At 62.9% G+C, this 9011-nt stretch carries 4 protein-coding genes; 3 read left to right on the top strand and 1 reads right to left on the bottom strand.

The annotated features are described in order from the left end of the window. Positions 1-430: 430 nt before the first annotated feature. Positions 431-6817: an apolipoprotein A-IV repeat region-like domain-containing protein gene (locus NKI22_RS16980; protein ID WP_352817407.1), complete on the bottom strand. Its 6387-nt coding sequence runs from the start codon at positions 6815-6817 to the stop codon at positions 431-433. Positions 6818-7102: 285 nt separating this feature from the next. On the opposite strand from NKI22_RS16980, the gene NKI22_RS16975 reads away from it, so the two are divergent. From NKI22_RS16975 to NKI22_RS16965, 3 genes are all read left to right on the top strand, one after another. Further along, complete coding sequence (locus NKI22_RS16975) at positions 7103-7471, top strand: Hpt domain-containing protein (protein ID WP_023717831.1); 369 nt, start codon at positions 7103-7105, stop codon at positions 7469-7471. Positions 7472-7568: 97 nt separating this feature from the next. Then, complete coding sequence (locus NKI22_RS16970) at positions 7569-7889, top strand: 2Fe-2S iron-sulfur cluster-binding protein (RefSeq protein WP_006334837.1); 321 nt, start codon at positions 7569-7571, stop codon at positions 7887-7889. A gap of 82 nt (positions 7890-7971) precedes the next feature. Beyond that, the gene (locus tag NKI22_RS16965) at positions 7972-9000 is read left to right on the top strand and encodes an NAD(P)/FAD-dependent oxidoreductase (RefSeq protein WP_352817409.1); all 1029 of its coding nucleotides are present in this window, start codon (positions 7972-7974) and stop codon (positions 8998-9000) included. Positions 9001-9011: the final 11 nt, after the last annotated feature.

The following is a 9011-nucleotide window of genomic DNA, read 5'->3' as shown; positions in this document are numbered from 1 at the left end:
AGCACCGCGGTGTGGCCGCCGCTCCGCTAAACACGGGGGCTGCGCGGCGGACACGCCGACGTCACAGCTACTGCCACGCCATTTTTGCAGAACTTGACGCACACAACTTAGGGCGGCTTTGATCGGAACGAGATTTTTCTCGCCGAATAGTGGGTGAATGTACCGCCTTGGAGATGGTGAGGCCCGATATCGGAACGGCAAAAATGGGTCGAATTCGGTCGTTCAGAGTGTTTGGTTTTTGACCCTAGAGCATTCTGCCTAATGGTGTTACTTGGCACCGCAGAAATGCGGCTAAACAACAGATAGAGCAGGATGCCTCGTCATTTGAACGCATCCTGGGGTGTCGCTTCATGCGTTGATAGGATCAAGATCAGCACGGCGCGAAAAAGGCGGGAATTTCCCGCCTTTTTCATGTTCCATTGTCGTCTGATCAATGCAAGCGGCCGCTGGCGTGGGCCAGCATGGTGTAGACCTTGCCGGTATCCGACGTCAGGTAGGTCTGCGCCATGATGTTGTCGCGGTCGTTGCGCGACACGTCTTTGAGCAGCTTTTCGAAATCGTCGCAGTAACGATCGACAGCAGCGCGGAACTCCGCCTCCGACTGATATTTGCGGCGGATCTCGTCGAACGTCTGCTGGCCCTTCAGCGTGTAAAGACGGCGCGTGAAGACGTCGCGCTCGCCGCGCCGGTATCGGTTCCACAGCTCGATCGAGGCATCGTGATCGATGGCTCGGGCGATATCGACGGAGAGCGAGTTCAGCGATTCCACGACATGAAGCGGCGAACGCGGAGCGGGAGCCGGGCGCGGCGCTTCGGCAGGCGCCGCCGGCTTGGCGTCGTCTTCGCGCGATGCACCGGTCAGGAGGTCGCGCACCCAGCCGCCTTGCGGCGTGCGGCCGTTGGGGTCGCGCTGGCGCAGCGCTGTGTCTGCGGGACGTTCGAGGTCGAGCGTGCCGCGCAGCGCCGTCTCGCCCGAAGGCGCCTGCGGTGCACGGCGCTGTTCCGGAGCCGGAGCCGGGCGGCGTGGCGGCTCGGCGGCGCGTGCGGCAGGCGCTTGCGGCGCCGGACGCAGGTTGCGCTGTTCCGAACTGTCGGCGCTGCGGCCAGATTTGGCAACGATTTCAGAAAGTTCCTTCAGCGCGTTGATCTGCTCGGAAACGGCACGGCGGATAGCCGTTGTTGATTCCTTTGCCTCTTCCGGCATCTCGATGACGCCTTTCTTGAGCTCGGCTCGGGTGAGGTCGAGCTCGCTCTTGATCGAGCCGGCGGTGCGCCGCATTTCCTCGGTCGCATCGGCAAAGCGCTTGGTAGCCGAATCGACCACTTCGGAAATCGCGGCACGGATCTTGTCGGCGGATTCCAGCGTCTTGCCTTCGGCGTTCTGCAGCGTCTGGCCGACCAGATTCTCGAACGAGCGCATGACCCTTTCGAGATCTTCCGACTTCTTAACAAGGCCGACGGCGAGGTCCTCCAGCGACGATTGCCTTTCGAGCGTGTGCTCGAGGTTGCTCTGGGCCGAGCTCAGCAGATCCGAGGCGCTGGACAGCAACCGGCTGTGCTCGTCGAACTTGGTGGCGATAGAGGCAACCTCGCGCAAGGTCGAGGACGACAGCTCGGTGAGCCGCGTCGTGTTCGAATCGACAAGGCGCGCCGAGCTGGCGAAAGTCTGGGCGGTCTTTTCCGTGGTCGCCGCGAAGCTTTGCGTGCTCCCAGTCAGGCGTTCGTCGACCTGGCCGAGATTGGTCGCCGCCTCCTCGATCAATTGACCGAGCTGCGAGCTGGAGGTGGTCATGCGGCCGATGAGGTCGGCAACGCTGTCGGCAAGCGTCGAGCGCGCGCCTTCGACGGCCGACAGAGTTTCGGCCGTGCGGCTGGCGAGGGCGTCGACGAGGGCGGCGTTTTGAGTGCGCAGCTTCTCTGTCGCACGTTCGGTGACCTCTTCCATGCTCTTTTGCAGCTCGGAGCCGCCCTGGGCGAAGCGCTCGACCAGAGGCCGTGCCGTCTCGTCCAGGATTTTCGATATTTCGGCCGAACGTGCCGCAAGCATCGTACTGAGCTCGCGAGTATTGGCACCGATGGTCTTTGCAGCGTCGTTGGTGCTCTGGCCGATATGCTGGCCGACCGCGGTGAAGGTTTCGGCGATCGTGTTGGCACGCGAGACTAACTGCGCCTCGGCGTTCGAGACCTGTTCGTTGAGCTTTTGGCCCATTGTCTCGGCAGTGTAGGCGAGGCGGTTCTCGACGCTGGCGACCTGCTCCTCGACGCGGGCCGCTGTGGCGGCAGCACTCGATGCCAGGCGTTCGTCGGCACCGGCAAGCAGCTGCTCGATTTCACGGGCATGGACGGCGAGTTCCTGGCCAGTCTGCCTGGCGCGTTCGGCAACCCGCTGCTCGGTGCTGGTGAAGGCACCGACAATGTTGTCGGCATGTTCGCCGATTGCGGTGCTGCTGTCGGCGATACGGGACACCAGGCGATGATCGGCCTCCTCGAAGATGCGGCCGATCTCGGACGCACGTGCCGAAAGTGCTTCGGAGCCTTCGGCAATGCGCGAAATAAGTTGCTGGTCGGCGGCATCGAAAATGCGGCCGAGATCCGACGCACGTGCCGCGAGAGCTTCGGCGGATTCGCCGATGCGCACGCCCAGCCGCTCGTCAGCTGTTTCGAAATTGCGCAAGATGTCGCCGGCACGTGCAGCCAGCGACTGGGCCGTTTCGATGGCGCGAGAGACCAGCCTGTGGTCCGCCGCGTCGAAGGTACCGGCAATCTCACTTGCTCGGGTTGCCAGCTGATCGGCCGTCTCCTGGGCGCGCGCGAGCAAGGTGTTCGACGTGTCGTCGGCGCGGGCAATCAGTGCGCTCGACGTATCCTCGGCGCGGGCGGCGAGGCGACGATCCGCCTCCTCGAAGGTGCGGGCGATGTCCTCCGCCCTGGCGAGCAGAGCGGCCGAGGTCTGCTCGGCGCGCTCGGCGATCTTGCGGTCGGCATCGCTGAATGCAGCGCCCGCCTGCTCATGCAGAGCGCTGGTGACTTCCATGACCTTCTCGCGCAGCGCCCCGGCGACGAAGACCGCGCTTCTTTCGAGCACACTGCGAACGTTGTCGACACCCGTCGACAGCGCCCGCTCCATGGTGCTGGCGCGCTCCTCGATGATGCCTGTCTGCCGGCTGAACGCCTGCTCGATCTTTTCCACGTCGGCAGCGATGGCATCGGAGATGTCGGTGCTCCTGGCGGCGATCTGGTCGATATGGCCGGACAGCGAACGGTCGACATCCTTGCGCGTGTCGGCGAGCCTGGAGAGATCGTCCTGCAATGCGCGGGTCAGCATGTCGCGGCCCTCGGTCAGCTTGCCGACATGACCGGCGACAATCTCGTCGACCTCGCTGCGGCTCAATGCAAGCCTCTCCAGATCGGCTTCCAGAGCGCGCCTGAGGATGTCGCGGCCTTCGGCAAGCTTCTCGACCTGGCCGGCAACCAGCCCATCGATGCTCGAGCGGCTTTCGCCCAGCTTGGCGAGATCGTCCTCGAGCGCCTTCGACAGGGTCGAGCGGTCCTGGACGAGCTTCTCCGCGTGGGTAGCGACAAGGCTGTTGACGTTGCCGAGATCGGCCTCTAGGGCGCGCGAAAACTGTGCGCGATTGTCGGTTAATAGCTGCGACTGGTCGGCGATGGCGCCCCTGATCGTGTTGAGATCGGCCTCCAAAGCGCGTTTGAGGATGTCGCGGCCTTCGGCCAGTTTCTCGACCTGGCCGGAAACCAGCCCGTCGATGCTCGAGCGGCTTTCGGCCAGCTTGGCGAGATCGTCTTCCAGCGCGCGCTTGAGGATGTCGCGGCCCTCGGCCAGCTTCTCGACCTGACCGGAAACCAGCCCGTCGATGCTCGACCGGCTTTCTGCCAGCCTGGCGAGATCGTCCTCGAGCGCCTTCGACAGGGCCGAACGGTCCTCGGCGAGCTTGTTCATATGTTCGGAGACGACGCCCCGCACGGTCTCGAGATCGGTCTCCAGTGCGCGCGACAGCTGACCGCGATCCTCCGCCAGCTTCTCGGATTGACTGGCAATGACGCCCTTGACGGTGCTCAGATCGTCTTCCAGCGCGCGTTTGAGGATGTCGCGGCCCTCTGCCAGTTTTTCGACTTGGCCGGCAACCATCACATCGATGCTCGAGCGGCTTTCGGCCAACTTGGCGAGATCGTCTTCGAGCGCCTTCGACAGCGTCGAACGGTCTTCCGCGAGCTTGTTCATGTGATCGGAGACAACGCCGCGCACAGCCTCCAAGTCGCTCTCCAGTGCCCGTGACAGCTGGCCACGGTCTTCCGCCAGCTTTTCGGACTGGCCAGCGATGACGCCCTTGATCGCGTTCAGGTCCGATTCCAGCGCGCGCTTGAGGATATCGCGGCCTTCGGCAAGCTTCTCGACCTGGCCGGCAACCAGCCCGTCGATGCTCGACCGGCTTTCGGCCAGCTTGGCAAGATCGTCTTCAAGCGTCTTCGAAAGCAGGCTGCGATCATCGGCGAGCCTGCCCGAATGATCGGCGATCAGACCTCTGATGTCGGACAGGTCGTTCTCGAGCGACTGGGAAAGACCGCTGCGGTCTTGCGCCAATTTCGCCGAATGGGCCTCGATGAGGCCATTGATGCCGGCGATGTCGGATTCCAGCGCACTGGCGAGTATGGCGCGACCCTCGGCGATCTTTTCGACTTGACCGGCGACAAGGCCGTCGATGCTGGCGCGACTGTCTGCCAGCTTGCCGAGGTCGGCCTCGAGCGCGCGCGAAAGAATGCTGCGGCCTTCGGCGAGCTTTCCGACGTGCCCGGCAACCATTTCATCAATGATCGTGCGGGCTTGTACGAGTTTTCCAGAGTCTTCGTTCAAGGCCTGGGCGAGCCGGTTGCGGCCCTCTTCAAGGCTTTCTAGATGGCTGCCCAGCGAAGCGTCGATCGCTGCACGCGATTCGTTGACCTTGCGCAGATCCTCTTCAAGGGCGCGCGAGATCAGGCCGCGGCCTTCGGCAAGCTTCTGCACCTGGTTGGTCACCGCCGCATCGATTTCGGCGCGGCCCTCGGCGAACTTCGCCAGATCGGCCTGCATTGCCGCCGCCATCCGGTCGCGGCTTTCGGAAAGTTTGCGGCTGTGGTTTTCGACGGCTTCCTCGATGCCGGCGCGAGCATCCGCAAGCCGCTGGATGTCCGTATCGAACGATCGCGATACGACATGGCGCGCCGCTTCCATGCGCCCGGCGAAATCGCCGGCGCGGGCTTCGAGCATGGTCGAGGTCGATGAGATGATGTCGGCCATGTCGGCGCCGATCTGGGTCTTGCCCTGATCGATCATCGCCGACAGCGTCTCCTTGCTATCCTGGAAGGTGTGGGCGATTTCGCGCGCGCGCTCGACCAGCGTCTCGTTGATCTGGCGTGCGCGAGCCTCCAGCGCGGCGTTGAGCTTCTGCGTACCGGTGTCGAGCGCCTCGGCGCGGGTCTGGAACTCGCTGATCAGCGCCTGGCCACGTTCGGCAAGCGTCCGCTCGATGCCGTTGAGGCTGGCTTCGAATTCGGAATTGAGTGTGCGCGCGGCACCGCCGAGCAGCGACACCATGCCGGTCGTGCGGTCGTCGAGCAGGTCGGTCAGCGACCGCGTCAGGCCATCGGTGGTGTCCGTCAGCTTGGCGATGCGGGTGTCGAGCAGGCTGGCGAAGGCCTCGCCCGACGTCGACAGCCGGTCGGTGATCGATTCGAGCCGGCCTTCCACCGAATCGAAGATCGACATCGAGCTCCCGTTGATCCTGTCGATCAGCGTGTCGCCGGATTCGTTGATCGTCATCGACAGCTTGGTCGAGGCGTTGAGAATGCTGTCGCGAATGATATCGCTGGCGGCGTTGATCTCGTCCTTCAGCGTCTCGTGGGCACCGGTGATCGAGGCGCGCACACGCTCGGCATGGGTGACGACCGCTTCGCGCTCGCTGCCCAGCCCGTCGACCAGCGAGCGGATGCGGGACTCGTTCTCCGAATAGGAGCGCTCGATCTGGTTCACCTCGCTGTGAACCAGCGTTTCGAGCTCGACGGCGCGCGCAAGCGTGCGTTCGATGCCTTCGCCCATGGCCGCCACCTCGCGGCGAACCGCTTGGCCGATCATCATGACGCGATCCTGGGCAAGATTTTCCGGCTCGGCCAGACGGAAGGCCACCTCGGTCATCGACTGCGCGGCAAGGCGCATCTCCTGAGCGCGGCGAATCATCACTGCGAATGCCCAGAACAGGATGACGGGCACGATTGCCGCGACCGCCAGGCCGATCAACTCGGGACGGGCGAAAAACTGATCGAAGGTGCGGATGTTCCAGATGCCAGGTCCGAACAACAGGTTCGCGAGGCCACCGGCGCCGGCGATCCAGGCCAGCGAAACAAAAGCCACGACCCAATAGATCGTGTTCGAGGCGCGCCGGTTGAGGGTGTGCAGGAGCGTCTTATAGTCTTTTTGACGATCGTCGTTGGCCGGCGAGAAAGCTGGCGGCTGCGAGCCATTGCGCGTTGCGACAGGACGCAACTCAGCCGGCTTGGCTTTTGGCGCGGGATTTAGGTTCTGGCTTTGATTGGCGGCGGGTGCTGCATTCTGGGCCTGGTCGGGGGCAGGCGCCTCGTTCTGGCTGCGGCCTTCGCGCGCCAGTTCGTCGGCGGCTTGCGATATCTGCGCTTCCAAATCTTCCATGGATGCCGCGATGTCGAAGTCGCCGCCGGCATCGCCGCTCAGATCGATATCAAGTGCCTTTTCGAGTTCCCTGGCTACGTCGCTGTCGAGCGTTTTTGTCGTCGTTGGTTTCTTCGCCATGCCTTCGCTACCCTGTACAAGCTGCCGCGGGACTTATGGTTGTGCTTATTGATTCTGCCTAGCGTGTCCCGCGCAGGAGGCTGAAAATGGACCTGTCGTATCGTAATGACACAGCGGGGTAAAGAAAACATGCATTCCGTCCGATACGTAAAACTTTAAATATAAGGTTAACACAGCCGTGATTCCGGCGCCGTTATCGCGACATTTTTCCGGGTCAATCATTAACCCGTTGTCCACCGGATACGCCTATTTTTTGCGGCGGTCGAAGAACGGAGTCTCAAAGTGATACGTGGCGAAAACGGCATTGCCTTCTCGATGCCCGGCGGTGACGTGTCAGGGACAGCTGGGGCGCGGCCGATCGATCTGGCGCATCTTGCGCGCCAGACGATGGGCGATCGGAGCCTCGAGCAAGAGGTGCTGGCACTGTTCGTGCAGCAGGCGCTATCGGTGCGCGACAAGATCGTCGATGCGGATGTCAGGCAGCGGCTGCTACTGGCGCACGGGCTCAAAGGCTCGGCGCGCGGGGTCGGCGCCTTCGCCATTGCCGATTGCGCCAGTGCGATCGAATGCCGGCCCGACGACGCCAGCACGCTGAAGCGCCTTGGCTCACTGATCGAAGAAGTGCGCGACTTCGTCGCCGCCATCAGCCGATAGAACTTATTCCCAAAACGCCACGCAGCGGCGCTTTCGCGCCGCAGTTGACTTGTCTGGCAGAGTGATTATGTCGGCTCAGACTCCCTTCAGGTGACAAATGACCAAGCTGACCTTCATCGCCCATGACGGCACGCATTTTGACGTGGATGCCGAAAACGGCTCGACCGTCATGGAAAATGCGATCCGCAATGCGGTGCCGGGAATAGAAGCGGAATGCGGCGGCGCCTGCGCCTGCGCGACCTGCCATGTCTATGTCGACGAAGCCTGGACGGCGGAGGTCGGCGAGCCGGAAGCCATGGAAGAAGACATGCTGGACTTCGCCTACGACGTCCAGCCGAATTCGCGGCTGTCATGCCAGATCAAGGTGCGCGACGCCCTCGATGGGCTGGTCGTGCGCGTGCCGGCCCGCCAAGGCTGAAGCCGATTTTTGCGGCTGCCGCTTGGCAGCGGACCAATGGTCATGCAGTGTCGCGCCGTTTTCCCATAAAGGCGCATGCTTCATGACCGCTATCACCAAGACGGACGTACTCATTGTCGGGGCAGGGCCTGTCGGCCTGTTTGCCGTATTCGAGCTCGGCCTCTTCGACATGAAGTGCCATCTGATCGACATACTCGACCGGCCCGGCGGGCAGTGCGCCGAACTCTACCCGGAAAAGCCGATCTACGACATTCCGGGTTGGCCCTCGATCTCGGCGCAAGGTCTGGTCGACAAGCTGCTTGAGCAGATCGCGCCGTTCAAGCCCGAATTCACCTATAACCGCATGGTTTCGAGCCTGGAAAGGCTGGAGGACGGCAGCTTCCGCGTCACTACCGACGAAAACGAGGTGTTCGAAGCCAAAATTGTGGTGATTGCCGCCGGCGGCGGCTCTTTCCAGCCGAAGCGGCCGCCGATTCCAGGCATCGAACCTTATGAAGGCAAGAGCGTGTTCTACTCGGTGCGCCGGATGGAGGACTTTCGCGGCCATGACCTCGTCATCGTCGGCGGCGGCGATTCGGCGCTCGACTGGACGCTGAACCTGCAGCCGGTGGCCAAGAGCGTGACGCTGGTGCATCGGCGGCCCGAATTCCGGGCAGCGCCCGACAGCGTCAACAAGATGTATGCCATGCAAGAGATAAAGCAGCTGGAATTCCAAGTCGGACAGGTGACGGGCCTGACCGGCAGCGACGGCCAGCTAGCCTCCGCCACGATCAAGGGGCCGGAGGGCGATGTCGAAGTGCCGTGCACGCGGATGCTGCCATTTTTCGGCCTGACGATGAAGCTCGGCCCAATCGCCGAATGGGGCCTCAATCTCCACGAAAACCTGATCCCGGTCGACACCGAAAAATTCCAGACGTCGGTGCCCGGCATCTTCGCCGTCGGCGACATCAACTGGTACCCCGGCAAGCTGAAGCTGATCCTGTCGGGCTTCCATGAGGTCGCTCTAATGGCACAGGCAGCCAAGCGCATCATCAGCCCCGGCGAGCGCATCGTGTTCCAGTATACGACTTCGTCGACCAGCCTGCAGAAGAAGCTCGGCGTGGTCGACTGAAGCTCGCCGGA

Origin of the sequence: Mesorhizobium sp. M0778 (genome assembly GCF_040320105.1) — a bacterium.
In the GTDB taxonomy this organism is placed as follows: Bacteria; Pseudomonadota; Alphaproteobacteria; order Rhizobiales; family Rhizobiaceae; genus Mesorhizobium.
Note: the sequence above shows the minus strand (reverse complement) of the source record. Positions and strands in the feature narration are given on the sequence as shown.